Source organism: Mesorhizobium sp. M0664 (assembly GCF_040320565.1).
Classification (GTDB): Bacteria; Pseudomonadota; Alphaproteobacteria; order Rhizobiales; family Rhizobiaceae; genus Mesorhizobium.
This window is the reverse complement of record NZ_JAMYPW010000057.1, coordinates 1-24,320: the sequence shown is the minus strand read 5'-3', so window position 1 is coordinate 24,320 and position 24,320 is coordinate 1. Positions and strand designations below refer to the sequence as shown.

Below are 24,320 nucleotides of genomic sequence, written 5' to 3'. Positions count from 1 at the left end.
GGTTTCAATTTGCCAGTCATGCGACCTCCTGACCTTCAGCGCGTGTTGCCGCGGTTGCGGCCAGACCAAGTTTGGGCCGAACCCATTGTGCCAACCGCGCGATCGCGTCGTCGGCTTCGGGAGCGCGGCCGGCCATCATCTGGAACGAGTGCAGCATCCCGGGAAATACGTCTAAGCGCATCTCGACGCCGGCGGCTTTCGCGCGGTCGGCGAGCGCTCGGCTGTCGTCGAGCAGGGTTTCGTCTCCACCCACTTGCAGATAGATCGGCGGCAGGCCCTTCAGATCGGCAAAGATCGGGCTGGCGAGTGGATGCCGGGGATCGGTCCCTGCAAGGACTTGCGATACCAGCATATCCACGACCGCCTTCTGGAAGAAGGCGTCCTTCTCGCGGTTGCTTTCGTAGGAGTGCCCGCTCGCCGACAGATCATACCAGCCAGAGATGCTGAGGATCGCGGCCGGCAGCGGCCGTCCCGCATCGCGGAGTTTCATCGCCGCCGCAACGATCAGGCCAGCACCAGCGGAATCGCCTGCAGCTATGGTGTGCTTCGGCGCGACACCCTGCTCGGCGAGCCATTCGAACGCGGTCACGGCCTGCTCGATTTGGCGCGGAAACTTGCTCTGGAAAACGTAGTCGTACGTAGCGAGCAGAGCGTAACAGCCGATCGCCTTAGCAAGGTGTCCGACCATCTTGCGATGGGTCCAGATCGATCCGCCGACATAGCCACCGCCGTGCAGGTAAAGCATGACCCGGTCTTTGGCCGCCGTTTTTGGCTGAACCCACAGCGCGGTCTTGTCGCCGACCTTCGTCTCGACGTAATCGACGCCGCCCGGTTCTGCCGTCAAAACGGACCACTCGGATGCTTCCTGTGGCGATTCTCGACCGCTGCGAAAAGCCTCCGCGAGCGTTTCGTAGTGTATCTTGTTCGCTAGGCTCTGCTTGCTGTTCATTTGTCACGCTCCAATTCGTCCAGGAGGGCGATGTCAAGGATGACCGTGCCCATGAACAGCTAAGACGGATGAACCCAGCGAAAGGATACGTGGCCGGCAGATGCAACGCCTCGCCGGTGGCAGTTGCCGCGGACCCCGGGTGTCAAACCCAGCAAGGCTAGGCTGCTCCACCCTTCTCTGTGGGACGTTCGTTCCAGACATTCGCCGATCGGCCAGATGCTTCGTCTATGCCGTCGCCGGGTGGCCGGGGCTGGGACTATTGACTATTATCGCCGAGCCAACATCGCCTTAAACGTGCTGCTCTATCCTCTTCTACTCCGCAGTACTCCTCGTCACTCCCACTCGATTATCAATCGTTAACTTAAGAACTTGAATTCGCTTCACAAAATGTTTTTTCGGTTTCTGCATACCGTCATATAGACCGCCAAAAGTACCGGCTTTTGAAATCATTGGTTTTTTCTGGCATATCGCGGAAATTATGGTTCCGCCATCTATCGGCAGGCGCGGCGGCGACATCACTCCTTGGCCCGCACCGCCGCCTCTACGCCAGACTACGCCGCCCACGATTCCTCCCGGAATTATACCGTCACGGCTCGGTCCGCCATCCCCGGCGCGTGAACGTCCTTCACCTTCAAACAACCGCTTGGCCAGGCGCGCGAAGTGAAGGTCGCGTTGTGAGGCCTGCTGTGCCCTCCCCTATCGCTCACCCTTTGCGTGTCAGAAAAAAGAATGTGACTCGACAAGGATATCATCTCCACGTCGGAGCAGGATTGAATTGAAGCCCTGCCTACGGTGTAGTCCTTCGTCGTCCGCGAGTTCGCCCCGCGACATTCATCCATTGCTGATCGCCAGCAAATGTTCGGCGTTGCGTGGGCCTCTCTGGCGCAATCGCGCCACATCTCTCGACGGCGGCAACCCGAACTGACGAGCATATTCGCGGCTGAACTGGTTTGGGCTTTCGTAACCCACACCGAACGCGACGGACGTGGCGTTGCCTTCTCCGGCAATGAGCAGGGATCGGGCGTGTAGCAAGCGCACGTGCTTTTGGTACTGCAGCGGGCTGAGCGCCGTCACGGCCTTGAAATGGCGGTGGAACGCGGAAACACTGAGAGCCGCCATCTCCGCTAAAGCCTCGACGCGCAACGGCTTGGCGAAGTTCTCCCTGATCCACTGGATGGCGATCCCGATCCGCGAGAGAGCAGTGTCAGGCGTGGCGACATCACGCAGCATCCAGCCGAGCGGCCCCTGCATCACGCGGAAGAGGATCTCGCGCTCGTAGGCAGGCGCCAGGGCTGCGATCTCGTTCGGACGCTCCATCAAGCGCAGCATGCGAAGCCAGCAGTCGAGCAGGTCCGGTGTGACCGGCGCGACGGAGAAGCCGGGTCTGTAGAGCTCACCTCCAGCAGGTTTGGGCAGGTCGGCCAGCAGATTGGCGACGATCGCCGGCTCCAGAGTCAGGCTGATCGCCAGATAGGGTTCTCCGTTTTCAGATGGGTGCACGGAGCCAACCGCCGGCAGATCGACCGACATCACGAAATAGGTCGCGGGATCGTAGCGAAACGTCCGATCGCCGACCGTCATCGTCTTCGACCCTCTCAGGATCAGATTGACCATGGGATCGTAGACGGCGGCAAGCTGATGTTCCGGTATGTCGCCCTGAACCATGGCGACACGCGGAATGCCCGTCTCCGTGCGGCGGTTTTCCGCGCGAGAAGCCAGCTGCCTGAGTTCCTGAAGCTGCGTGCCCATGGGCATCGTTGTTTCACAGCGGTGCACGCCGATCAACAGGGAAGCAGAAATAGGCAAGATCCGAGTAGGATCGTGCGAGCGGCCGCGATCCCCCGCGCCTATCACCTGGTCAGCAAATCCAAGGAGCACCAAATGAGCATCGTCATCATCACAGGCGGCAGCCGCGGCCTCGGCGCCAGCGTCGCGATCCAGTGCGCCAGGCGCAGCATGGGTGTCATCCTGACTTACAACAGCAATCCGGATGCGGCAGCGAAGGTCGGCAAGGCGATCGTAGCGGATGGCGGCAAGGCAGTCGCCATAAAGCTGGACGTCAGCGACAGTTCGGCGTTCCTTGCGTTTCGCGACGCAGTCGGCGAAGCGCTGGCAAGGACCTGGAACAGAAAGACCTTCGATTTCCTCGTCAACAATGCGGGGTACGGGCTCTATAACCCCATCGCCTCGGTGACCGAAGAGCAGTTCGATGGACTGTTCCGCGTGCATCTCAAGGGGCCATTCTTTCTCACGCAGGCCCTGCTTCCCCTGATCGCCGATGGCGGTCAGATCGTGAACGTCACCAGCGCAACCAGCCGCGTCGCGACCGCCGGCGTTGCGCCCTACGCCTCCTTCAAGGGCGGCCTCGAGGTGCTGACGCGCTACATGGCCAAGGAATTCGGCGAGCGCCGCATCCGTGCCAACTCGATCGCGCCGGGGCCCATCCGCACCGAGCTTGGCGGTGGGCTAAGCGAAGAATTCGAGGCGCTACTCGCCGGGCAGACTGCGCTCGGTCGCGTCGGCGAACCGGACGATGTCGGCTGCATGGTCGCCAGCCTGCTGTCAGACGAGAACCGCTGGATCAACGCCCAGAACATCGAAATTGGCGGCGGCTACATGATTTGAGGAAGCTCACATGCTCGATCATGTGCTCCTGACAGTAAATGATACGGCGCGGTCGATCGCCTTTTGCGAAAGGCCACTTCCTATGCTCGGGGTCACCGACCGCCTCGACTACGACGGTAAGGACGGACCGGCGGGGCATCCCGACCTCAAGGGCTTCGGCGCCAAGGGCCGGATGTTCTTCTGGCTGAGGGAGGGCTCGGCAGCACCCGGCGCGGTGCATGTCGGTTTCGCCGCCGATTCTGAAGCGATGGTGAATGCCTCCCATGCCGAAGCTTTGGCGGCCGGTGCGACCAAGATCAACGCACAGGGACCGCAGCTGCACTACGATCCCCGCTACTATGCGGCGCAGGTCAGAGACCTGGACGGTTGCAGCCTCGAATTCGTCTTCAAGAGCTGGCAGCACGGGAGCTAAAGCGATGACCGCCAACACCTTGCGCAAAGCGGCAGATGCGCTGATCGCGGCAACCAACGCGTTCGACGCCGACGCGGCGGTGACCTTGTTCACGCCAGATGCGGTGATCGACGACCCGTCGACCGGCCACCGATTCGACGGTCATGCCGGCGTCCGCGATTACATCGAGCGGTATTTCGTAGGCTATCACACGGTCACCCGCTTCCTCTCGATCGACGGCATCGGCGCCGGCCAAGCGCGCGTGCGGGTCAATTTCACCGGAGACTTTGGTCACGAGACCGGCCTTCTTGACATCTCGGTTAATGCCGCCGGGCTGATCGTTCGCATTGACGCCGATCTCGAATAACTAGACTAGCTTTACGAACCTGCCGTTCTCGTCTCTCTACAGTTCCAGCAGTCTGTCCAGCGCACGCAGCAGCTTTTGGGCGAAGCGCAACGCGTCGCGTACAACGTCCAGAACATCGACCAGGCGTAGCACATCACCCTACGGCAATGCCTCGATGTCCACCCGGACCAGCAGCTCGTCGCCGACGCACGCGAACCCTGGCAGAACAACGTCGGCGGGCATCGAGGGGAACGTCTCGGCATTTCAATTGGGCTGCGAAAGCGCGACGCAATTCAATCGTGAGTTCCGGCGTCTGTTTGGCGCTCCCCCTCTGCGCGACGTGAAGCGCCTGCGCCGGTTCGAACAGGCCGCGCAAGAACGTTGCTTCGACGCGACGACATCGACGTGCACTGAATGGAATCGACGAGAGATCAATTTGCGAGCCGCTCTATGACTAGGTCGAGCAAGGCTCGTAACCGTGCGAGCCGCCGTAAGTCCCGGTGGTAGCCCACATGGGTATCCCGGCCGGGTGGCGTTTCGCCGATGTGTATCGCTGCGAGCCCAGGCGTGCGGTCGCCCAGTGGCCTCGGCAAAACCGCAAGCCCGGCGCCCTGCGCACAAAGCTGCGCCTGGACCTCGCGATTGTTGCTGCGCAGGCAGACTTCAGCGTTAGGCAGCTTCTGTTTAAGCCACACTGCGTCGGGCATTTCTGCGTATGCCATATCCATGGTGATCAAACGCGCGCCCGCACCGTCTCCCAGCAACGGGGAGGCCATGCCTGCTGGTGCGTAGAGCGCATAGGGAATGTGCATCAGTCGACGCGAGATCACTTCCACATCGCTGAATGGGGTAATCCGAAACACCAGATCGGCCTCTCGCCGGGGAAGGCTGTAGAGGCGCGCGTCGGTGAGCAACTCCACGCATAGCTTCGGATGCCGGCGGCCAAACTCGGCTAGAACGGGAGCCAGCATGATGTGACCAAACCAATCCGACGACGAAACGCGCAAGTTGCCCTCGAGATGCGCCTCGGCGCCGGCAAGCCGCCGCTCGAAGGCGAGCGCCTCTTCCTCGATCTTTTCGGCATGGCCGAGCACCGCTTGACCTTCGTCGGTCAGAACAAAACCGTCGGAGTTGCGTTGGAAAAGCGTATGGCCGACAGCCTCTTCCAGCGCGCGCAATCGCCGACCCATTGTCGGCTGCGTCTGCCCAAGTCGGCGCGCTGCTGCGCCCAAAGTGCCCTCGCGGGAAATAGCCAGAAATATCTTTAGATCGCTCCATTCCATCCTTGATACTCAAACGTGCTCGCATGGATTCTCACGAAGATCGCCCATCTTCATGCGATTTCATATGCAGCAGATCGAGGCGGGGCGCCATGGGAGGCGCGATATATTCGAGCCGGGAATGCAAGCGCCGGCTCGAATCGTGGGATTCTTGAGCATCCACGCCGCCCGTCACGCAGATATGGGTGGGGCCAACCGAGCAAATTCCTCCCGCGTCGCGGGATTTCCGTCAATCGACTCGTAAACCGTCTTGCTTCGTTCGAGCATGCCCATCAGAGACTTCGGACCTTCGAACGGGCGTCCGCCAATGTGCCAGCCATCGGTGTGGAGTTCCTCGATCAAGACCCACACTACTTCGCGAAACGCCTCGGAACCTTCGAAGCGAACCATGACGTCTGTGAGGGCCTTGGCCATTTCATGCTTCTCCTCGGCGGAGAAGACGTTGTCGACCAACGTAACGCGAATATAAGGCATGATGTTTTCCTTTTAGGTTCTTGGGATCCGTGAACGGAGACGTCGTCTGGGAGGCTGTCACGGTCCCGGAACAGCCCGCTTCGACGTTGCGCATCAGACGTCTATGTCGACGACCAGCTTGCCCTGGGCATTGCCATCTTCGATGGCAGCGTAGGCGTCGCTCGCTGTTTCGAGTGTGAAGAGACGCGGATCGACGATCGGGACAAGCTTGCCAGCCTCGGCCAGCCGCGCGGCCTCCCGCATGATCTCGCCGTGGTGTTCACGGCCAATGCCTGTCAGCAGCGGAAGAAGCGTGAACACGCCCGAATAGGTCGCCGCCTTGAACGACAGTGGCGCCAGTGCGTGACTACCCCAACCGAGGGAACTGACGACATGGCCAAACCGCTTGACGGAGGCGAATGACGCGTCCAGCACCGTCCCGCCGCCGGTGTCGTAGACGACATCGAAGCCGCGACCGTCCGTGTATTCGGCGACATATTGCTCCACCGTCTTCTCGCGATAATCGATCGCGACCGCTCCCAGGCGCTCGATCAACGGCTTCTTCGCGGCTGCGTCAGTGGCGTACACCTCGGCGCCGAACGCCTTCGCGATCTGGATCGCAACATGACCGACGCCGCCCGCACCGCCCTGGACCAGGACCTTCTGACCTGCCGAAACCTTGGCACGATCGACAAGGCCCTCCCATGCGGTGATGAAGACCAGCGGCAGCGCTGCCGCCTCGCGCATGGACAGGTTCGTGGGCTTCGGTGCAAGCAGCCGCGCATCGACTGCTGCGAACTGGGCCAGCGAACCTTGGTTCCCGCCCACGCCTCCGGTCATGCCAAAGACCTCGTCCCCGCGTTTGAACGCGGTGACACTCGGACCAACCTGCTCGACGACGCCGGCAAGGTCGATGCCGAGAATCGCCGGAAGCGGATGTTTCGCATGTGCCGCAGCGCCTGCGCGGATCTTAGTGTCGAGAGGATTGACGCCGCTCGCTCTGACCCTGACGAGAACCTCGCCGTCGCCAGGAACGGGCCGCGAGACTTCCGAGAGCCTGAAGGGCTGTTTGAACTGACCCAAGATCAGCGCATGCATGGTGTGAGTGGATTGGGACATTGACGTACTCCGTTGTTTGTTGACGGACTTACGTTGCCCCATTTAAAGCCGCTTGGAGATTAACGATACTGCACGACATCCAAACATAAATGTTTGGCCCGAGCGTTGGAGCAACCGGCCTTGCGCACCAGCGTCAGCGCCACGACCTGGTCGACCAGCCTGGCCTCAAGCGGCGCGATGCCCGGAGGCCGGGTCTTGACGCGCAGCAGTCCTTCGACACCCTCGGCCATGAAGCGTTCCTTCCATCGCCACACGCAGGTTTTCGACTTGCCGGTCGCCGCCATAATCGCGAGCGTTCCAAGCCCCTGATCGGTCAGCAGAATGATCCGCGCCAGACATGCTTCTGCGGCGAACTCCGCCCCGCCACGATCGCTTCAAGCCGAGCCCTGTCCGAGGCCGTTACAGAAATGCTGATGCCAGTACGCATCCCCAAACGTCGCACGCTGCGGCGACAACAGAAATCCCAACAGGACTCTTTCGTCCCAATCAATCCAGTAGAAGTGGCCGCAGATCGGAGTTGCCGGGCAAAGATGGAGAAAGCCAGCTTAGCGGAGTGAAAAACTCGACTAGAACGGTAATTGCGCGGCGATGAAACTAGCCGCCCAAACTAGATATTGCCGCCGTTTGTACCCCTCACTCCCACTCGATGGTGCCTGGCGGTTTGCTCGTCACGTCGTAGACGACGCGGTTGATGCCGCGTACCTCGTTGATGATGCGGGTGGCGGCTGCTCCCAGGAATGCCATGTCGTAATGGTAGAAGTCTGCCGTCATGCCGTCGACCGAGGTGACGGCGCGCAGCGCGCAGACGAACTCGTAGGTGCGGCCGTCGCCCATCACGCCGACGGTCTGCACCGGCAGCAGCACGGCGAAGGCCTGCCAGATGGCGTCGTAGAGTCCGGCCTTGCGGATCTCGTCGAGATAGATGGCGTCGGCCTCGCGCAGGATCTCCAGCTTTTCGCGGGTGATGCCGCCCGGACAGCGGATGGCGAGACCGGGACCGGGGAACGGATGCCGGCCAATGAAGCTGTCGGGCAGGCCGAGCTCCTTGCCGAGCGCCCTCACCTCGTCCTTGAACAATTCGCGCAGCGGCTCGACCAGCTGCATGTTCATGCGTTCGGGCAAGCCGCCGACATTGTGATGCGATTTGATGGTCACCGACGGGCCGCCGCTGAAAGAGACGCTTTCGATGACGTCGGGATAGAGGGTGCCTTGTGCCAGGAAATCGGCGCCGCCGAGCTTCTCGGCCTCCTCCTCGAACACTTCGATGAACAGCCGCCCGATGGTCTTGCGCTTCTTCTCGGGGTCCGACTCGCCCTCGAGCGCGCCGATGAAACGGTCCGAAGCGTCGACCAGGATCAGCGGCAGATTGTAATGCTGGCGAAACATCTCCACCACGCCTGATGCCTCGTCCTTGCGCATCAGCCCGTGGTCGACAAGGATGCAGGTGAGCTGGTCGCCGACCGCCTCGTGGATCAGCAAGGCCGCGACCGAGGAATCGACGCCGCCCGACAGCGCGCAGATCACCTTGCCCTTGCCGACCTGCTTGCGGATCGTCTCGACCGCGTGCTCGCGGTAGGCGCGCATCGTCCAGTCGCCTTCGATGCCGGCGATGTTGTGGACGAAGTTGCGGAGCAGCCTGGCGCCGTCCGGCGTATGCACCACTTCGGGGTGGAACATGAGGCCGTACATTTTGCGCTCGACATTGCCGAAGATGGCGAAGGGCGAGCCCTCCGATTTTCCGAGCACCTCGAACCCCTTGGGCAGGGAGATGACGCGATCGCCATGGCTCATCCACACCTGGTGGCGCTGGCCGGGCGCCCACAGGCCCTCGAACAACGGGCTGTCCTTGGCGATCTCGACGAAGGCGCGGCCGAATTCGCGATGATCGGAGCTTTCGGCGACGCCGCCCATCTGCACGCACATCGCCATCTGGCCATAGCAGATGCCGAGCACCGGCACGCCGGCATCGAAGACGATCTGCGGCGCGCGCGGGCTGCCGATGTCGCCGGTCGAGGCCGGGCCGCCGGACAGGATCACCGCCTTCGGATCGATGCGCTTGAACGCCGCCTCGGCCGACTGGAAGGGCACGATCTCGGAAAACACGCCGGCCTCGCGGATGCGGCGGGCGATCAGCTGGGTGAACTGGCTGCCGAAATCGACAATCAGGACGGTGTCGGGATGATTGGCTGTTTTCATGGCGAGCGTTTAGAGAAAGAAACGAGTCGGCGCAATGGGTTGTGAGGTCGCGCTTTCACTTCGATTCCGGTGTATCGTCCTGAACGCCAGAGGCTTTGTCCAATGCATCAGTTTGCGTTGTATCGAGTGACCGCAAGGCGCTCATCAGCGCCGCGAAACGCTCGTGACCAAGGCGGGCAACATAGCTCCGTTCGATCTGCAGCTTGATGCGGTCGCCATCGCGCAGGGCGTCCAGGCCCTTGCGGGTGTAGCGCACAAGCTTGCCGCGACCGTCTTGCGGATCGGGCAGACGGTGCAACACACCTTCCGTCTCCAGGCCATCGAGCAATTGCTGAATCGCCTGCTTTGAGATCGCCGAGCGCTCGATCAGCGCCGACTGGCGCATGCCGCCGTGCGGGATATGTCCAAGCAGGCCGGCACGCGCTTCGGTGAACCAGTGATGGCCGGCAGCGCGCATCGCAGCGGCGAACTCGGTCTGCCAGGCGCGGCTCGCCTGCCACAGCCGCCAACCTATGTGATCCGGCAGCGCTTCAGGTTTTTCGTCAAGGCCCTTGACCAAATTCTTCTCACCCGATACATAGTCAAGCATCTTGACTACTAGTTCACTCTAAGTGGCGATGCCGGTCAAGGCAATCGGCGACTTCAATTCAGGAGGAAATCATGGCAGCACTTCAGAAGGAAACCCTTGCAATGCTCATTCCGGGCATGACCCATGTGTTGGAACGAAACGGCAAGGAGGCTTACGTCTATTTTGAAAGCGAGGGTGCCGCGCACATGCTGCTCGACGATGGCGAGGCGCGAAGCGGGCGCTGGCGGATGCTCGATGACGGTTATGTCGCCGAATGGGACACCGGCGCGACCGGACGGTGGACCCTCGATCACGAGCCCGGGTCAGTCACTTACATCAATCGCGACAACGCCGTTCGCTTCAGGATGATCGGCGTGCTGTTCGGCACGCTAAGAACCTGCCGCCCCAACAAGCTTGAAGTCGATCGCGCCTGAGGCGATCGCCAGTTGCAGCAGTTGCACCGCCGCGGCCAGCTTCTCGTCGATGACGTGCAGATATTCGGTCCAGTCGCCAACGTGTCTCAGATCGGCCGCGCCGTCGGAAATGCCGCGCAGGCCGATAAGCGGAACGTCGAACAGCTGGCAGGCGCGCAGGCAGGCGAAGGTCTCCATATCGACCATGTCGGCGGCGATCGCGTCGTAGGCGGCGCCGGAGACGATTGCCGCCCCGGTCGACAGCGTCGCCTGTCTGACGCCTGGTATCCTGAACGGCAGCGGCACGCTGACAGGCAGGTCGAGGAACGGGGTGGCGCCCTTCTCGAACCCCAGGGGCGAGGCGTCCATGTCGCGGTAGGCGACTGAAACGGCCTGGTAGATTTCCGTCTGCTCCAGCGTCCGGCTGCCCGCCGACCCGAGCGACACGATGAGATCCGGCAGCGCCATCCCGGCATGCAGCCGGGATAGTTCGGCGCTGAGTCCGACGCCGGCCTCGACCGGTCCGACGCCGGTCATCAGCGGTGTGAACAGCCGCTGCAGGTGTGGACCGTATTCGGCCTCGGCCGCCATGACGAAGAGAACGGACTTGCCGGAGATCGGGGTGAGCTCACCAGGTGTCTTGCCGGCCATGATCGTCCATCCTCCCTACCCGCTCCTCAGCCCTCGATTCCGTCGCGGCCGAGCACTGTCATCATCGTTCCGGTCATCGTGGCGATCAGCTTGGCCTCGCCGTCGACGGCGAACGCATAGGCTTGTCCATCGGCGACGATGATGGTGCGGCCGGGCTTGGTCACCGAGCCGCGGAACAGGAAGCGCTCGCCCCTGCCGGGCGCCAGCAGATTGACCTTGAACTCGATGGTCAGCACGCCGGAATTTTCCGGCATCAGCGAGAATGCCGCATAGCCGCAGGCCGAGTCGAGAGCCGTCGAAATGACGCCGGCATGGAGAAAGCCGTGCTGCTGCGTCAGCGCCGCAGAATAGGGCATTTCGATCTCGATGATGCCGGGCGTCACCAGCGTCAGCTCGGCGCCAATCGTCATCATCGCGTTCTGGCGCGCGAAGGACGTCCTGACGCGGTCCTCATAATCGGGAGCAGGAACGATCTTTGCTGCCATGGCCGTCGCCCTTCGTTTCTCGGCAAATCTTATTGCAAAGGCATTTATCGCAGAGGGGTGGGCGGCAGGCAATCGCAAATGCTGCACTGCAGCATTCGGCTTAGCCTGTATCGATGGCAACGATTCAGCCGGCCCGCCGCAGCGCGCAGAAGTAAAAGCCGTCGGTGCCGCTCAGCAATGGCGACAGCGAAATGCCGCCCGCAGCGCCAATGCGCATTGCCGCTTCGTGGCCCGCAAAACGGCTGTCCCAAAGCTGGCGGTGATCGACCGGGACAAAATCGGGATGGCGGTCCCGGAACGCCGAAACCTGGTCGCCATTCTCCTCGTCGAACACCGAACAGGTGATGTAGACCAGCAGGCCGCCGGGTTTGACGAAGTCCCTGGCGGCATCGAGGATCGTCTCCTGCTCGCCCTTGCGGGCGTCGAGCTGTCTCTGCGTCAATCGCCATTTAGCATCCGGCCGGCGCCGCCAGGTGCCGCTGCCGGTGCAGGGCGCATCGATCAAGACGATATCCATGTGCTTGCCGAGCGGCGCCAGCTCGGCCGGCCTGGTGACGACCTGCACATTGCGGTTTTCCGAACGGCGGATGCGGTCGAAGATCGGCGCCAGCCGTGCCTTCTCGGCATCGTGGGCGAAGATCTGGCCGCGATTGTCCATCGCCGCGGACAGCGCCAGCGTCTTGCCGCCGGCGCCGGCGCAGAAGTCGAGCACCTGCATCCCAGGCTCGGCGCCGGCCAGTTCGGCCGCAATCTGGGAACCCTCGTCCTGAACCTCGAACCAGCCTTTCTGGAAGGCCGGCTCGGCCTGCACGTTCGGGTGCCTGCCGTCGCCCTCGATCGGTGGGATGCGGATGCCGTGCGGCGCGATCCGCGCAGGCTTGGCGCCGGTCTCCGCCAGTTCCGCCAGCACCTTGCCGCGATCGGCCTTCAGCGTGTTGACCCTGAGGTCGAGCGGCGGGCGCGTCGCCAGCGCGGCGCCCTCTTCCACCCAGGCCGTGCCGAACGCCCGCTCGAACAGCGGCATGCACCAGTCTGGGATGTCTGCCCTGACGGCCGGCGGCGCATCGGCAAGCCGGCGACCGCCGAGCATTTTCAATTCGTCGGCGGTAAGCAGCGGCGGCGCAAACTTGTCGCCCTCGAGCGTCTCGTTCAGCGACTGCGCCGTCTGGCCCCATTCGAGCAGCAGCGCGCCGAAGCCGATGGCGCGCGGTGTGTCTTCGCCCAACAGCCAGCCGGCCGAGCGCTTGCGGCGCAGCGCGTCGTAGACGATGTTGCCGATCGCGGCGCGGTCGCCGCCACCGGCGAAGCGGTGCGACAGGCCCCAGTCCTTCAGCGCATCGGCCACCGGCCGGTGGCGCCGGCCAATGTCGTCAAGCACTTCAATGGCTGCCGCCAGCCGCCCGCCCAGTCTCATTGTCGTCTTCCATTACTCAGTAAATTAATTCCGGCCCTGCTCTTAGAGCTTTTCGTGCCCTGATTGAAACAGTTCTGTTTCGCCGACCGCGAGACGATCCATGCCGAGGGGTGACGAATGTGGGTTGGTAGCATAGCGAGCCGCGGCCACCAGGCGGGCGCCGGCATGCGGAACGAAACAATTCGATCAATATATTACACGTTTCTAATGTGCATGTCCGGCGCTCACAAGCATAGCGGCTTGCGAAACTGCTCTGCTTTGCAAGTTTTCCGGTTGCGAATACTCTTTGCGCGGTGATTCGCGTCGCAGAAAAAGCGGAGCCGCGGGTCGATACGAGGAGAGGGCAATGAAAACTTATCTGGCGGAAGTTCTAGGCACGTTTCTATTGGTGTTCATCGGCACGGCTTCGGTGGTGACGGGCGGCTTCGGCGGCGCGCTGCCGCTCGGCCAGGAAGGTATCGGTCTGGCGTTCGGCATCGGCCTGATAGCGGCCGCTTACGCGATCGGCCCGATTTCGGGCGCGCACCTCAATCCGGCGGTGACGCTCGGTGTGTTCCTCGCCGGGCGGATGCCGGCCAGGGACGTCATTCCCTACTGGATCGCGCAGGTCATCGGCGCCATCATCGCGTCGCTGGCGCTGTGGATTATCGTCTCCGGACAGGTCGGCGGCCACACCGGCGGCTTCGGCGCCAATGGCTGGGACGTGACGAAATGGGGCGTCAGCTCGGCCTTCCTGTGGGAGCTGATCGGCACCTTCACCTTCGTCACGGTGATCCTCGGCGTCACCAACGCCAAGCACACGACGGCCTTCGCCGGCCTGGTCATCGGCCTGACGCTGGCCGGACTGCACTTCGCCATCATTCCGGTGACCGGCACATCGCTCAACCCGGCCCGTTCGATCGGACCGGCGCTGTTTTCGGGAACTGCGGCGATCGGCCAGCTCTGGCTGTTCATCGTCGCGCCGCTGATCGGCGGCGCCATCGCCGGCGTGGTCGCCAAGGCCGGTATCTTCGAGAAGGACTGATTTTTCGAAGGCTTCATGAAAAAGGCGCGGGTCGAGGCCCGCGCCTTTTTCGTTGCGTCGAGAAATTCGTATGCCCGGATCAGGCCGCGAGGTCGAAACGGTCGGCGTTCATCACCTTGGTCCAGGCGGCGACGAAGTCCCTGACGAACTTCCGCCCGGCGTCCGCCGAGCCGTAGACCTCGGCCAGCGCCCGCAATTGCGCGTGCGAGCCGAAGATCAGGTCGGCGCGGGTGCCGGTCCACTTGACTGCCCTGGTCTTGCGGTCGCGCGCTTCGTAGACCTCATCTGAGCCGGCGGCCGGATCCCAGATCGTGTTCATGGAGAGCAGGTTGACGAAGAAATCGTTGGTCAACGTGCCCGGCCTGTCGGTGAACACCCCGTGCTTCGACTGACCGGTGTTGGCGCCGAGCACCCGCAACCCGCCGACGAGCACCGTCATCTCCGGCGCCGTCAAGGTCAGCAGCTGCGCCCGGTCGACCAGCATCGCTTCGACCGACATCGGCGGCTTGCCCCTGACATAATTGCGGAAGCCATCGACTTTCGGCTCGAGCGCGGCGAAGGACTGGACATCGGTCTGTTCCTGCGAGGCGTCCATGCGGCCTGGCGTGAACGGCACCCCCACGTCATGGCCGCCGTCTTTCGCCGCCTTCTCGATCGCGGCGACGCCGCCAAGAACGATCAGGTCGGCAAGCGAGACCTTCCTGCCGCCGGACTGCGAGTTATTGAAACCCTTCTGGATGCCTTCGAGTGTCTCGAGCACCTTGGCCAGCTGCGCCGGCTGGTTGACCTCCCAATCCTTCTGCGGCGCCAGGCGGATGCGGGCGCCGTTGGCGCCGCCGCGCTTGTCGGAGCCGCGGAAAGTCGAGGCCGAGGCCCAGGCGGTCGAGACCAGTTCTGAGACGGACAGGCCGGAGGCCAGGATCTTCGCCTTCAGCGAGACGATGTCCTGCTCGCTGACCAGCTCGTGGTCGATTGCCGGTATCGGGTCCTGCCAGATCAGCTCTTCCTTCGGCACGAGCGGGCCGAGATAGCGGACGGCCGGACCCATGTCGCGATGCGTCAGCTTGAACCAGGCGCGGGCGAAGGCATCGGCGAACTGATCAGGATTCTGATGGAAGCGCCGCGAGATCTTCTCGTAGGCCGGGTCGACGCGTAGCGCGAGGTCGGTGGTCAGCATCGCCGGCGCGCGGCGCTTGGAGGGATCGTGCGCGTCCGGCACGGTGCCTGCACCGGCGCTGCCCTTCGGCGTCCACTGATGGGCGCCGGCCGGGCTCTTGGTCAGCTCCCATTCGTAGTTGAACAGATTGTCGAAGAAGTTGTTGCTCCATTTGGTCGGCGTCGTGGTCCAGGTCACCTCGAGGCCCGAGGTGATGGCGTCGCCGGCAATGCCGGTGGCATGCTTGCTCGACCAGCCGAGGCCCTGCGCCTCGATGCCGGCGCCTTCCGGCTCCGGGCCGACCAGCGATGCATCACCGGCGCCGTGGGTCTTGCCGAAGGTGTGACCGCCGGCGATGAGCGCCACGGTTTCCTCATCGTTCATGGCCATGCGAGCGAAGGTTTCGCGGATATCGCGCGCCGCGGCCAATGGATCGGGCGTGCCGTTCGGCCCTTCCGGGTTGACGTAGATCAGCCCCATCTGCACGGCGCCGAGATGGCCCTGAAGTTCGCGGTCGCCGGAATAGCGCTCGTCGGCGAGCCACTTGGTTTCCGATCCCCAGTCGACGTCCTGCTCGGGCTCCCAGACATCGGCGCGGCCGCCGGCGAAGCCGAAGGTCTTGAAGCCCATCGATTCCAGCGCGACGTTGCCGGTGAGGATCAACAGGTCGGCCCAGGAGATCTTCCTGCCGTATTTCTGCTTGACCGGCCACAGCAGCCGGCGCGCCTTGTCGAGATTGGCATTGTCCGGCCAGCTGTTGAGCGGCGCGAAACGCTGCTGGCCGGCGCCGGCGCCGCCACGGCCGTCGCCGATGCGATAGGTACCGGCGCTGTGCCAGGCCATGCGGATGAAGAGCGGGCCGTAATGGCCGAAATCGGCCGGCCACCAATCCTGCGAATCGGTCATCACCTGGTGCAGATCCCTGATCACCGCATCGAGATCGAGGCTCTTGAATTCCTTGGCGTAGTCGAAGTCCTCGTCCATCGGGTCCGAGAGGCTGGACTGCTGATGGAGGACGCCAAGGTCAAGCTGGTTTGGCCACCAGTCACGGTTGCTCCTCCTGGCCGATCCATGTGGGACCGGGCATTTGCCGGCGCTGTTGTCGTCGGTTTTCGCGTCCATCTTTGCCTCCGATTTGTTGATTTTTCGGGATTTTGTTGATTTTCCGGGCAGGGCCGGCGGCCGCGCCATCCTGGAATGGTTCCAGACTAGCCCGCCCAGCCGATAAAGACAAATTGCCTTTGCTGTTTATTCTGATAGGTTTTCCTTATGATCGGTTTGACCGTCCGGCAGATGCATTATTTCGAGGCGCTGGCGCAGACGCTGCATTTCGGCCGTGCCGCAAAACTCGCCGGCGTCAGCCAGCCGGCGCTGTCTTCGCAGATCGCCGAGATGGAGCTGCGGCTGAATTGCCGTCTGTTCGAGCGCGGCGGCAAGGTGGTGCGGATGACCGACGAGGCCGTGGCCCTGCTGCCGCGCATCGAGCGCATCCTTGCCGACGTCCGCGACGTCGAGGCGACGGCCCGGCGCGGCCGCCCGGCGCTGGAAGGCCGCTTCCGGCTCGGCATCATCCCGACGGTGGCGCCCTATCTCTTGCCGCATGTGCTGCCGGAGCTGAAACGGCATTTCCCGGCCTTGCAGCTGGAACTGCGCGAAGCGGTGACCGCCTCGCTGGTCGAGGACACCAGTTCGGGAAAGCTCGACGCCTTCGTCGCGGCACTGCCTCTCGATTACCCAGGCCTGGTTACCGAGGAACTTTTCTCCGACCGGTTCTTCCTGGCCGTGCCGGCCGGCGATCCCGCCTTCGCCTCGCCGCCGGTGCCACCGGAGAGCCCGGCGCTGGAGCGGCTGATGCTGCTGGAGGAAGGCCATTGCCTGCGCGAACAGGCGCTCGCCGTGTGCGGCAGCGTGCGGCCGGTGGCGATGGCAAGCTACGGCGCGACCAGCCTGACGACGCTCTTACAGATGGTGGCGCACGGGCTCGGCGTCACGCTCATCCCCGAAATGGCGGCAGGGCCGGCCAGCACTATCCCCGATTTGAAGATCGTGCCGTTCCAGGAACCGATGCCGCAGCGCACGATCTGCCTCGCGTGGCGGCGCAACAAGGTCCGGCACGACGAATGCGTCGAATTGGCGAAGATCATCCGCGGGCTGGACGCGGCGGTGCTGGCGGCTTGAGGCCTTCAAGAGGCCGATCGCGATCCGCGCTGACCCGTTGCGTGTGGGTATACGATAATCTCGAAGTGCTCGGGTTTCGAAGTGCTTGGGGAACCATGTATTTCGTCGTCAGATCCATGTGGACAAACTGTATCCGCAGCCGGTCGATCCTGAGCACGAATCCTGCAAAGTCCGATCTTCTTCAGGAACATTTCGCCTATGGCGGAGTTGGGCGCGTGGCCCGCGATCGGACGCCAACAGATGATACCGGCGGGCTTTTGGGAGGAAGCCATGATACGTGCCATCCCTTCACTCCACCTTTCCCGTCGCCGCGCATTGCAATTTGGGCTGGGAGTCGCCGCCGCGACCGGCTTGGCGCCGGTTTCGCGCGCCTATGCCAAGGAGGAAGTGCAGGACGAAGACATCTTCCGTTTTGCGCTCAACCTGGAATACATGGAGGCCGAATACTACCTTCGCGGCACCACCGGGAAAGGCATCGACGCCGCCGATGCCGGTTCGAAACCCGGCGATGTCGTCGGCGGAAAGAAAGTGTCCTTCGAGACACCCGCCATCGGCGAATTCATGCAGGAGGTTGCTGAAAACGAACTCGCGCATGTCCGGTTCTACCGCAAGACGCTTGCAAAGAACGCAGTCGACAGGCCGGCCATCGATTTCGATGCGGGGTTCAAGGCGGTTGCGGAGGCAGCGGGCCTCGGGCGGGACTTCGATCCCTTCGGCAACGAAACGAACTTCGTTCTCGGCGGCATGCTGTTCGAGGATGTCGGCGTCACCGCCTATGCCGGTGCCGCGACGGTTCTGAAGAACAAGGAGTTTCTCGCCGCCGCCGCCGGCATATTGGCGGTCGAGGCCTACCACATGGGAATGGCGCGTTCCACACTGTACCGGAAGGGAGAGAAAGCCTGGAAGGCCGCCAATGCCGTCTCAGACGCACGAGACAAGATCGACGGGCCGGAAGACAAGGACCAGGGCATCCAGGTGAACGGCAAGGCCAATTTCGTTCCCTCGACGCCCGACGCGATCGCGTTCACCAGGACGCCGAAGGAAGTGCTGCGGATCGTCTATCTCACCGATGAGGACGGCGTGAGCAAGGGCGGCTTCTATCCGGAAGGAATGAACGGCACCCTGAAGAGCACCTAAGCGATCGGATCGGCGCAAGCGACGCGGCGGGCCCGCGAGCGGGCGACTTCAACCCTTTTTCCAGGCTGCGAGCAACGGGCCGTTGCTTCCATAGACAGGGTCCTTGCGCGGACGGCCGACCCTGGGGATCGTGACGACTGCCTTGGCATGGTCGGCGGCGGTCGTACACAGGTCATAGGTGCCGGATGGAGGATAGGCGCCGACAACCAGAAAATCGTCGGATGCGGAAAGACGCTGGTGCCCGGTGCCGGCCGGAAGCACCGCGACATCGCCGGCCTTCAGCGACAGCGTTCGCCCCTTGCTGCCGCCAAAGCGGACCTTGGCCGTGCCGCGCGCAACGCCCAGCACCTCGTGTATCCGCGAATGGTAGTGGACGTAACCGTAGATGCCGTTGCGCCAGCTATCGCCCCAGCCATTTGCCTCGAAAAGCGCCTCGATGACAGCCGCCGGATCGAAGTCTTCGGGCAGCGTCACGGCACCGCGATAGACGACAAGCGGCCAGAACGGATGGTTGGGCACCAGGCCATCATCGCTGAAACGAAACTCGTTCGGTTTGCGCGGCCTCAGGAGGTCGGCGACCTCTCGCCGGCCCGGCCTGGCGATACCGGTGACCTGCTCGACGGCTTTCTTCGTGGTTTGCAGAATGCTCATGGTGCGGCCTTGGATTGGTGGTGGCTTCATGCCGATTAACCGGCTGCATGGCGGGTCGGTTCCGCTGAGGGCAGAGATCTGCGATCTGTGCGGTCGGCATTTGACGTCCGGGCACATCGAAGCCGCCCAAGTTTCAAGACTTGAACACCGCAAGATCCAATCGGTCCCGCCGCTGTGTCGTCCCATGGCACGGATGAGACGATACACTGTTTTGCCACAGCGCTCGCGACAGCTCGCGAAACGGGCGACCCGCAGAGGCTTTTTTCGTGTTATGATGCACTTGCAACGCGCGTAATCTCGACCTCGGCAATATGGCAAAGGTCGAACGCATTTTTGCCCTGGCGTCGCCCAGCATGGACTCAACTCCGGATGGCTGGGTGTGCTTATCCGGGGCGAGGAGGTTGTCCATGTCCACGAGTAATGTCGAACGCCCGCTGCAGCCGGGCGACCGGGCGCCGAATATTATTCTCGATGCGATCTCCCGCGAAGGCAAGATCGCGCTCGACGATTTTCGAGGCCGTAGCCCGTTGTTGATCGGTTTGTTCCGAGGCCTGCACTGTCCGTTCTGCCGGCGCCATGTCGCGGCGATGGCGCAACTTAAGCCGGCCCTGCGTGAGAAAGGCGTCGAATGCCTGGCGGTGGTCAATACGCCAGTCGAGCGGGCGCGGCTCTATTTCCGTTACCACCCGGCACCCGATCTTCTCGCCGCGTCCGACCCGGAGCGGGCCTCGCACCGTGCTTTCGGCTTGCGCGAGGTCGGGATGGACACGGTCATGGCGATCCGTATCGATCTCCCGGGCGAGTTGCCCGAGCCTATGGACGTCATGGCAATGTACGAGTTTCTTAACAAGAAGGAAGGATATGAGATTACGGGAGCCGATCAGCAGGCGATGGCTTCCGGCCAGGGGCAGCTTGTCGGTCAATTCCTAATCGACCGGGCGGGCATCGTACGCTGGAACTTCACTGAAGTTCTGGAGGATGGCCTCAATACCTTCAAGGCGCCGAATCCGGAGGAATTGATGTCAGCGGCTTCCCAAGTTGCACATTGATGGGCAGCGGAAATAGGCGGCTGACAACTCGCTCGACGACCGCGCCCTTCCCGCTCACTACCGGGGAAAGGCCTTCCTGGGTCAAAACCTGAAGATCGTGGATGACCGCTTCGCGCCGCGATATCCTCGTTGATTGCCCTTCTGCCACCTCCCAAAGCGGGCATTCAAGCGCTAAAGGCGGAAGATCAGCAAGGATAAGCACAATCGCCCAGCTACATAACGACTCCGGCATTGATTATGGTGTGCTAGCCGGATAGCGCTGACATTAGTTGTCTAGACGAACGATTCGACTTGTCCTTTTCCCCGGGCTGTCTCTTACTACTCGCAGCGCGAAGTAGTCGCAGGCGTGTCTCGGGTCTGCTCGCGGAACGATTTGCCTTGGAACTTCACTATCTCACACCGAAAATCCGAAGGGCGACTATCGACGGACAGGCGGCAACGAAAATGCTCGGTGAGGACTTGGCACGGTCATACCACAGTCTCATCGCAGACATGCGGGGCGCCATTTATCTCAACGAAGTGCCTGATGAACCAAAAGTTCACCGGGCTGAAGGCAAGATCGGCTTAAGCTATCCTTTGGGAGATTTGGCTGTAGTGGAAGTGGAGCCCATCGGAGCGGGTGTGATCGACACGACCAACTGGGGCAATGTTCACCGCGTTAAGCTCTTGCGGATTCTCAACAACGGAAAGCTGCTAGCATGATTGACCCTAACTGGTCGTCACCGCCGGGCGACACAATAGTCCGGCTCATGGGCACCAAGGAAATCGACGGCTCAGAACTCGCTGATGCATTGGGCATATCCGCAGACGATTTCGACGCTTTGATCAGCGGCCGTCGTCGGTTGACAGAAAGCGACGCCGGTGTTCTGGCCGACAATCTAGGGTCCACGACGCGGTTCTGGCTGGCCCGCGATAAATCCTACGTTTTGGATATGGCCCGTTTGGACGAGAGTTCACAGGACTCAGAGGCGTCGTGGGTCGCATCGATGCCGGCGGCATCGATGCGCAGATTCGGCTGGGTTCCCAAAGACAGCAAGTCCAAGAACAAACTCAAGGACGAGATCCTCGCATTTTTCGGCTGCTTGACCCTGCAGGAATGGGGACAGCGCTACTCATCGGGCGTTGGCGCTGTCGCTTTCCGGACGTCGCTATCCCTCGCGTCCGACGGCATGGCCACGCTGGTCTGGCTGCGCGCCGGCGAATTGGCGATCGCCGACGGTGACCTGCCCGAGTTTAACCGCTCGGCATTTAGGAATATGCTTCCAGGATTAAAGAAGCTTTCAGCCTTCAAGCGGCCATCCGCGTTTCTTCCGCGCCTCGTCGCCGCTTGCAGATCTGTCGGTGTGGCAGTCGCAACCGCCCGAACTCCGGACGGTTGCCGCGCCAGTGGCGCGTCCTGGTTCCATACCAACGGCAACCCAGTGATCCTGCTTAGCTTCCGCCATATGGCGGAAGACCATTTTTGGTTCACGTTCTTTCACGAGGCTGCGCACATCGTACTGCATGGGCAAGACCATATCGACGGCGAAGGCGCCGTATTCATGGGAACGGACACGGATATTCAAGAACGAGAGGCCAACGAGTTTGCGCAAGAACTGCTCTTTCCTGCCAATTTGCGGGAAGAACTCGTCAACCGTGGCGTGGGGCCCAAGGCTATCATGGCGATTGCGCGAACGGCGGATGTCACACCAGGTATCATCGTCGGTCAGTTGCAGCAGGCTGACGTGGTGGATCACAGCAAGCTGAACTTCCTCAAGCGTCGCTACCGTTGGGGTGAAGACCCCAACATACCTGACCTGATCGACTAGCCTCTGAAGTAAATGTAGACTGTCGGGCTCTTCTGCCAATTGCAAAGACTGTCTTCAAGCACTTGCTTGCCGACGTTGAGGTAGTCGTCGAGCGTGTCAACCGCTTTCTCGATCTCCTTGGGCTTACCCTCTGCATTGGCCGCTCCCAAGACTAGCAGCTTGGCCCCGAACAACGGGCCGGTGGCGCCCGTCAGGTGCACGCTGTCGGCGTCAATCGGCGCAAGGTCTAGCTTGCCCACCATGGTCAGGAAGTCGAACTTGCCTAACCGACCAAAACCGTAGACATCCTTCATGGATCGGTAGAGCTTTTTGAACACTGCCGTCGGCTCCTGGCCAGCCTCTTTATGTATCAGCCGCACCTTGGCATTCATCCCACCCGAGGCCGTCAGCCATTCGTGGAACGTACTGAACACCTTGCCGATATTGTCAATCTTCTTGCTCTGGTACTGCCGGTGGTTCGAAAATCGACCGGATATAGACTTCGACTTCAGATCATCGCTATGCGCAGCCAACATTGCCTCGAAATCGGCCGTGTGGGCGCCATAGCGCTCCAAGGTCCATACCGGTCCCTTTCCGAACGAGCCCATGACGTTCGCGGCCAGCTTCCAGGCGTCCTGGGCGTGTTTGCCAAAGTGAGTGCCCAGAAAAGCGATCCACACCGCTTCTTCGCGGTGGCCCTTGGTGTCTAGATAGAATGCACCTTTCAGGGGATCGAAAAGAGGGGAGTACGGATTGATCCGATCAGCCGAGATGGCTGGGCGATGGCGGAAATTCCGAACATATTCGATCCGCCGTATGCTCGACACCATTTGCTCAACCAGCGTCTGTCTGGCCGCGGGATCCACGATGCCGGGAAGCGGGCCGAATTCCTCCTCGTATGCCGCAAAACCTTTCAGCAATTGGAGTGGGCGGTCCCTATGGATTCCGTTGGGCATCGACTTCTTCCGGTTCGAACAGTTCTCGGATGACCGGATCCACCACTTTTTTCTTGGCGATCCGATCGAGCACATAGAGTTTGAACCCGTCATGGTTCAGCCGGTCGAGCAACTCGGTGGCACGCTCTGTATCCCGTAATGTGCCGAGAGCATAGACACGCAGCAGGATAGTCAGATCACGCCAATAGGGGTCGAGATCCGCCGCGGGTTCGAAATCCGGGTTGCCGCCCCGGATTTCACGTTCCGCTTCCAGCACTTGCCGTACAGCCGGCCACGGATCGCCCAACGGCATCGGCGGCATGGGGACGATGTCGTGCAATCCCTCGTTCACGTACTTCTGGGCGTTTGTACGCGGCTTGAGCTTTTCCGTGTCGTCGTAGAGATGCAGGCTGGCCACCGAGTGGTGATAGGTCCCTGGTTCGACCCCTAGCTCACGCGCGGCGATCTCCTGCAGCATGGTAAACGAGAAGATGTCATGCGGCAGCCCAAGGAAAACGTCGTTCGACCGCATGTGTACGTGTAAGTGGAGCCGATTCTTCCTGATGACGAAATGCAGCGTGCAAGTGCAGGGAATGTCCTTGCTCCTTTTGCCCTCCGCGCCTTTTCGAGCGCCGTCGGCGTTCGCGTAGATTTGGATGATTGCGTTGCGCGAGCCGGACTCGGCCCGCAGGGTGTCAATCACGCGCTGCCATTCGTCCTTGGGCTCGGCGTCGCCGCGCAGGCGCGCGCTCCCGAAGATGCGGCGGCCATAAGCGCCGCTGAGCGTCTCGCCGTCGTCGGAAAACTCGTCATATCCTTCGATGTAGTAATTGATTTGGTCTAACGCGTTACTGCCAGATAGGTACCAGAGCAGTTCGCCCAGCGGACTGAAAACCCTAGCGCGGGCCTCGGATCTTCCCAGTCGGGCACGTGGATTAGTAAGTTCAAGGAGCGCACCAAACGACTCGGTGCTTGTCCCTTTGCGGGATCTCACGCGGTTGTTCCGTTTGCTGCCGGACAACAGCCGCGTGAAAACCTTTCGCATTAAATCGTCAAGATTATCGGCGGAGTGATGAAACACGCGCGGTCCTTGCTTTGATGTTGCCTAGTCTGCCGTTGAACGTGACTATCAAGCAAGATCGATTCGCAATCATATCTCAGCCGAAAGGGTATCCGGCTGCTCTGCGTTTAACAATTGTGCGGGCCGACTGAGCTGGGTCGGTTCGAACCGATTGTGAAGCCGTCGTGTGAACAGAGTATATCTTAAGAGGAAAATACATGCCCTCGACGCAAATTGGCAAGTATATGCTCTCCTATCCGCAGCGTCTCACTATCAAGCGGAGGGCTTATCAGCCATAGGGCACCTTCGCCTGTCCAGTGCGAACGTAGATACAGGCGGCTCGGCCCCCACCGCATCGCACCAATCCTGCGCAGCGGGTCGTCTAATCGCTCGACCGTCAAGGGGGTGAGTGCAAGGCCGTCGTCCTTTCTGTCGATTCTCGTTCGTCCGAAT

25 protein-coding genes and 2 pseudogenes are annotated in these 24,320 nt (G+C 61.9%); 11 read left to right on the top strand and 16 right to left on the bottom strand.

Features of this window, described 5'->3' with window-relative positions; translation table 11 throughout:
• Window positions 1-16: 16 nt before the first annotated feature.
• The 3 genes from NKI39_RS30485 to NKI39_RS30475 form a co-directional block, all read right to left on the bottom strand.
• Window positions 17-949 (bottom strand): alpha/beta hydrolase, encoded by a 933-nt coding sequence (locus tag NKI39_RS30485; RefSeq protein WP_352502123.1) that lies wholly within the window; start codon window positions 947-949, stop codon window positions 17-19.
• Window positions 950-1,261: 312 nt separating this feature from the next.
• On the bottom strand, window positions 1,262-1,513 hold the full coding sequence (locus tag NKI39_RS30480) for a hypothetical protein (protein WP_352502122.1): 252 nt from the start codon (window positions 1,511-1,513) through the stop codon (window positions 1,262-1,264).
• Window positions 1,514-1,780: 267 nt separating this feature from the next.
• On the bottom strand, window positions 1,781-2,698 hold the full coding sequence (locus NKI39_RS30475; protein WP_352502121.1) for an AraC family transcriptional regulator: 918 nt from the start codon (window positions 2,696-2,698) through the stop codon (window positions 1,781-1,783).
• A gap of 132 nt (window positions 2,699-2,830) precedes the next feature.
• Here NKI39_RS30475 and NKI39_RS30470 point away from each other — a divergent pair, with 132 nt between their 5' ends.
• The 4 genes and pseudogenes from NKI39_RS30470 to NKI39_RS34375 all read left to right on the top strand — a co-directional run.
• On the top strand, window positions 2,831-3,574 hold the full coding sequence (locus NKI39_RS30470) for an SDR family NAD(P)-dependent oxidoreductase (RefSeq protein WP_352502120.1): 744 nt from the start codon (window positions 2,831-2,833) through the stop codon (window positions 3,572-3,574).
• Window positions 3,575-3,584: 10 nt separating this feature from the next.
• On the top strand, window positions 3,585-3,986 hold the full coding sequence (locus NKI39_RS30465; RefSeq protein ID WP_352502119.1) for a VOC family protein: 402 nt from the start codon (window positions 3,585-3,587) through the stop codon (window positions 3,984-3,986).
• A gap of 4 nt (window positions 3,987-3,990) precedes the next feature.
• A complete protein-coding gene (locus NKI39_RS30460) occupies window positions 3,991-4,332 on the top strand; it encodes a nuclear transport factor 2 family protein (RefSeq protein ID WP_352502118.1) in 342 nt (113 codons plus the stop codon).
• Between the two features lie 7 nt (window positions 4,333-4,339).
• A pseudogene (locus NKI39_RS34375) lies at window positions 4,340-4,551 on the top strand (P-type conjugative transfer protein TrbJ); the annotation flags it as partial.
• 191 nt (window positions 4,552-4,742) lie between these two features.
• On the opposite strand, the gene NKI39_RS30450 reads toward NKI39_RS34375, so the two are convergent.
• The 6 genes and pseudogenes from NKI39_RS30450 to NKI39_RS30425 form a co-directional block, all read right to left on the bottom strand.
• Window positions 4,743-5,594 carry a LysR family transcriptional regulator gene (locus NKI39_RS30450; protein ID WP_352502117.1) on the bottom strand — a complete coding sequence of 284 codons (852 nt, stop codon included), beginning with the start codon at window positions 5,592-5,594 and terminating at the stop codon, window positions 4,743-4,745.
• Window positions 5,595-5,762: 168 nt separating this feature from the next.
• Complete coding sequence (locus NKI39_RS30445) at window positions 5,763-6,065, bottom strand: tautomerase family protein (RefSeq protein ID WP_352502116.1); 303 nt, start codon at window positions 6,063-6,065, stop codon at window positions 5,763-5,765.
• Between the two features lie 93 nt (window positions 6,066-6,158).
• Entirely contained in the window at window positions 6,159-7,163 is a 1,005-nt protein-coding gene (locus NKI39_RS30440; protein ID WP_352836481.1) for a zinc-dependent alcohol dehydrogenase family protein, read from the bottom strand.
• 128 nt (window positions 7,164-7,291) lie between these two features.
• A pseudogene (locus tag NKI39_RS30435) lies at window positions 7,292-7,590 on the bottom strand (helix-turn-helix domain-containing protein); the annotation flags it as partial.
• A gap of 206 nt (window positions 7,591-7,796) precedes the next feature.
• A complete protein-coding gene (gene guaA / locus NKI39_RS30430) occupies window positions 7,797-9,359 on the bottom strand; it encodes a glutamine-hydrolyzing GMP synthase (protein ID WP_352473470.1) in 1,563 nt (520 codons plus the stop codon).
• Window positions 9,360-9,414: 55 nt separating this feature from the next.
• Window positions 9,415-9,948, bottom strand: coding sequence for a MarR family winged helix-turn-helix transcriptional regulator (locus tag NKI39_RS30425; RefSeq protein ID WP_352502114.1), 534 nt, complete (start codon window positions 9,946-9,948; stop codon window positions 9,415-9,417).
• Between the two features lie 71 nt (window positions 9,949-10,019).
• Between NKI39_RS30425 and NKI39_RS30420 the strand changes: the two genes are divergently transcribed.
• Window positions 10,020-10,361 (top strand): hypothetical protein, encoded by a 342-nt coding sequence (locus tag NKI39_RS30420; protein WP_352836479.1) that lies wholly within the window; start codon window positions 10,020-10,022, stop codon window positions 10,359-10,361.
• Here the strand turns inward: NKI39_RS30420 and NKI39_RS30415 are convergent.
• From NKI39_RS30415 to NKI39_RS30405, 3 genes are all read right to left on the bottom strand, one after another.
• A complete protein-coding gene (locus NKI39_RS30415; protein ID WP_352502112.1) occupies window positions 10,317-10,991 on the bottom strand; it encodes a 5'-methylthioadenosine/S-adenosylhomocysteine nucleosidase in 675 nt (224 codons plus the stop codon). The genes NKI39_RS30420 and NKI39_RS30415 overlap by 45 nt on opposite strands.
• Before the next feature lie 26 nt (window positions 10,992-11,017).
• On the bottom strand, window positions 11,018-11,476 hold the full coding sequence (locus NKI39_RS30410) for a PaaI family thioesterase (protein ID WP_023677140.1): 459 nt from the start codon (window positions 11,474-11,476) through the stop codon (window positions 11,018-11,020).
• Window positions 11,477-11,600: 124 nt separating this feature from the next.
• On the bottom strand, window positions 11,601-12,890 hold the full coding sequence (locus tag NKI39_RS30405) for an RsmB/NOP family class I SAM-dependent RNA methyltransferase (RefSeq protein ID WP_352502111.1): 1,290 nt from the start codon (window positions 12,888-12,890) through the stop codon (window positions 11,601-11,603).
• Between the two features lie 346 nt (window positions 12,891-13,236).
• Between NKI39_RS30405 and NKI39_RS30400 the strand changes: the two genes are divergently transcribed.
• Entirely contained in the window at window positions 13,237-13,914 is a 678-nt protein-coding gene (locus NKI39_RS30400; protein WP_023677138.1) for an MIP/aquaporin family protein, read from the top strand.
• A gap of 79 nt (window positions 13,915-13,993) precedes the next feature.
• On the opposite strand, the gene katG is transcribed toward NKI39_RS30400, so the two are convergent.
• Window positions 13,994-16,192 (bottom strand): catalase/peroxidase HPI, encoded by a 2,199-nt coding sequence (gene katG, locus NKI39_RS30395; RefSeq protein WP_352836474.1) that lies wholly within the window; start codon window positions 16,190-16,192, stop codon window positions 13,994-13,996.
• Between the two features lie 147 nt (window positions 16,193-16,339).
• Here katG and NKI39_RS30390 point away from each other — a divergent pair, with 147 nt between their 5' ends.
• Both NKI39_RS30390 and NKI39_RS30385 read left to right on the top strand, forming a co-directional pair.
• The gene (locus NKI39_RS30390) at window positions 16,340-17,248 is read left to right on the top strand and encodes a hydrogen peroxide-inducible genes activator (RefSeq protein WP_352502109.1); all 909 of its coding nucleotides are present in this window, start codon (window positions 16,340-16,342) and stop codon (window positions 17,246-17,248) included.
• Window positions 17,249-17,518: 270 nt separating this feature from the next.
• A complete protein-coding gene (locus NKI39_RS30385) occupies window positions 17,519-18,385 on the top strand; it encodes a ferritin-like domain-containing protein (protein ID WP_352502108.1) in 867 nt (288 codons plus the stop codon).
• A gap of 48 nt (window positions 18,386-18,433) precedes the next feature.
• Here the strand turns inward: NKI39_RS30385 and NKI39_RS30380 are convergent, their stop codons facing one another.
• Window positions 18,434-19,036 carry a cupin domain-containing protein gene (locus NKI39_RS30380; protein ID WP_352502107.1) on the bottom strand — a complete coding sequence of 201 codons (603 nt, stop codon included), beginning with the start codon at window positions 19,034-19,036 and terminating at the stop codon, window positions 18,434-18,436.
• Window positions 19,037-19,443: 407 nt separating this feature from the next.
• Between NKI39_RS30380 and NKI39_RS30375 the strand changes: the two genes are divergently transcribed.
• The 3 genes from NKI39_RS30375 to NKI39_RS30365 all read left to right on the top strand — a co-directional run bounded on the left by NKI39_RS30375 (window position 19,444) and on the right by NKI39_RS30365 (window position 21,893).
• Window positions 19,444-20,085: a peroxiredoxin-like family protein gene (locus NKI39_RS30375; RefSeq protein ID WP_352473491.1), complete on the top strand. Its 642-nt coding sequence runs from the start codon at window positions 19,444-19,446 to the stop codon at window positions 20,083-20,085.
• 378 nt (window positions 20,086-20,463) lie between these two features.
• A complete protein-coding gene (locus NKI39_RS30370) occupies window positions 20,464-20,787 on the top strand; it encodes a hypothetical protein (protein ID WP_352502106.1) in 324 nt (107 codons plus the stop codon).
• Window positions 20,784-21,893, top strand: coding sequence for an ImmA/IrrE family metallo-endopeptidase (locus tag NKI39_RS30365; RefSeq protein WP_352836470.1), 1,110 nt, complete (start codon window positions 20,784-20,786; stop codon window positions 21,891-21,893). Before NKI39_RS30370 ends, NKI39_RS30365 begins: the two co-directional genes overlap by 4 nt.
• Here NKI39_RS30365 and NKI39_RS30360 read toward each other — a convergent pair.
• Window positions 21,890-22,828 (bottom strand): alpha-glutamyl/putrescinyl thymine pyrophosphorylase clade 3 protein, encoded by a 939-nt coding sequence (locus NKI39_RS30360; RefSeq protein ID WP_352836467.1) that lies wholly within the window; start codon window positions 22,826-22,828, stop codon window positions 21,890-21,892. The two genes, NKI39_RS30365 and NKI39_RS30360, sit on opposite strands and share 4 nt — an antisense overlap.
• Window positions 22,809-23,888, bottom strand: a complete 1,080-nt coding sequence (locus NKI39_RS30355) for a thymidylate synthase (RefSeq protein WP_352502103.1) — start codon at window positions 23,886-23,888, stop codon at window positions 22,809-22,811. The genes NKI39_RS30360 and NKI39_RS30355 overlap by 20 nt, the downstream gene beginning before the upstream one ends.
• Window positions 23,889-24,320: the final 432 nt, after the last annotated feature.